The following is a 1,710-nucleotide window of genomic DNA, read 5'->3' as shown; positions in this document are numbered from 1 at the left end:
CACCCTCTCAAGCTCATCGCGGACGGTCATGGGGTGGCTCCTGTGCCATCGCAGAATTCACATACCTCGTCCGGCTGGTGTGGATCGAGCGGCCACAGGACGCCCGACCCATCGCAGGTTTCGCAACGTGTTTGGCCGGTCGGTATAACTACTTGGTTAAGCACCATGCGAGCCATAAGCATTTCAACCTGATGCTCGGGTGAGTTATTTCTGGATTCAGCCATGACCATCCTCCTTCGGCGGGGTGGGCTTATTCAATGCTTGGCGAAGTCGATGGGCGGCGGATCGCCACACATCGCGACGACTTAACTCTCCGTCTTGGTAAGCGGCATCGCTGAGTTCGTCCCAGCCGTCCGCCAAAGTGTTCAGTGCTTCCTTGAGGCCACCCACCTGGGCGCGGGCTAGCCAGCCATTCCACGATTTACGAATCTCTGCACTGTGATAGGTGTTGTTACCGTTCTTAGCGAATTGAGCATCACGGAATATAGGCGACGATGCATTCAGGTACTCGCCTGCATACCACGCCTCAAACGCCTTCCGCTCTGCGTCGATGTTCACGACTGCACCACGCTACCCGCATCAGGGGTGGCTGCCGTCTTAAGCGGCTCACTGGGGAGATGCGCCAGGCGTCGGCGCAGAGTTCTTTCGGGTTCTGCCGCGGGCATCGGCATCCAACACACCGGAGTACATGCGATAGGCTTCCATCGGCAGGGCAATGGGCCCTCATTGCTCCAGCGTGTTGGGTAAGCTCCCCACCAATCTCCCTTGGCTTCATTGGAAGGCTGCTGACTGCCGCCCGAATCGTCCCTAGCCCACGCCATGTATGCGGCAGGCATCACGTTCCAGTGCTCGCCGTTGGGCGTCTCCGTGATGAGAACCATGGTTCCATCTTTCGGGGCTGTAGATATCGGCCGCCATGGCGAGCGGCTCGCTGCCTTAGCCACGGTCCACCTCCGGCGCGGCGGCGAGCATGCCGCAGTAGATGACGCGGCGGATCGACATGCTAACCAGGGTGGACGCTACGTTCTTCCGCGTCGCTTCCAACATTGTTTCGGTAGGCTCAATCGGCACCAGCTTCCACCGCTCCGGCACCACCGCCCCGGCGCTGGGCGAGGCGAGGTCAAGGAGGGAGCGACCAGCATCGGTCATTTCCCATCGAGCAGGGCTGCGTTGAACGCGATGCAGTAGACCGATGGTGGTCAGGGCATCGAACCAGTCTCGGCCGATGTCAACGTCCTCGCCATCCTCTGCGCATTCATTGAAGCGGCGCACAGCGCGCACCACTTCAACCAGCGCGTATGGAACCGTGGTGAAAGACGTGTCCGTATTGAACGACGCAGACATCCACCACGAGTTCCAGCAACGCATAACACCGTGATCGGCGTAGACCCCGTCGGGACGCCTGTCGATATTGGCACCGCCACGCTTCATCCATGCCTCGAAGCGTTCGCGTTCTACTGGCTCGACACGCCTTTCGTTACCGAAATTATCCACACCATGCCCATCCTTGCGGACCTGGGATTGGGCGGTGAGGGCGGCGCGGATAGCGTCGGCACGAATGCGCCCCTGTCCCGGCTGGAACTCACAGCTCAGGCGAACCTCGTCGAGGTACGTAGCGGGCGACATGAGCTGATTGCGTTCGACCGTGACGGTAAACCCTTCGAGCAACCGTTTTAGATCATCCGTCACCTCGGCAGGCGTGGCGACAGC

At 60.3% G+C, this 1,710-nt stretch carries 2 protein-coding genes; both read right to left on the bottom strand.

Going from position 1 to position 1,710, the window contains the following annotated elements; translation table 11 throughout:
- Window positions 1–216 precede the first annotated feature (216 nt).
- A complete protein-coding gene (locus ACQKIE_RS19220; protein WP_427462175.1) occupies window positions 217–558 on the bottom strand; it encodes a hypothetical protein in 342 nt (113 codons plus the stop codon).
- 378 nt (window positions 559–936) lie between these two features.
- On the bottom strand, window positions 937–1,710 hold a 774-nt coding region (locus ACQKIE_RS19215), incomplete at its 5' end, for a hypothetical protein (protein ID WP_427462173.1).

The sequence above is a fragment of the Luteibacter sp. NPDC031894 genome (assembly GCF_050273135.1).
GTDB lineage: Bacteria > Pseudomonadota > Gammaproteobacteria > Xanthomonadales > Rhodanobacteraceae > Luteibacter.
Note: the sequence above shows the minus strand (reverse complement) of the source record. Positions and strands in the feature narration are given on the sequence as shown.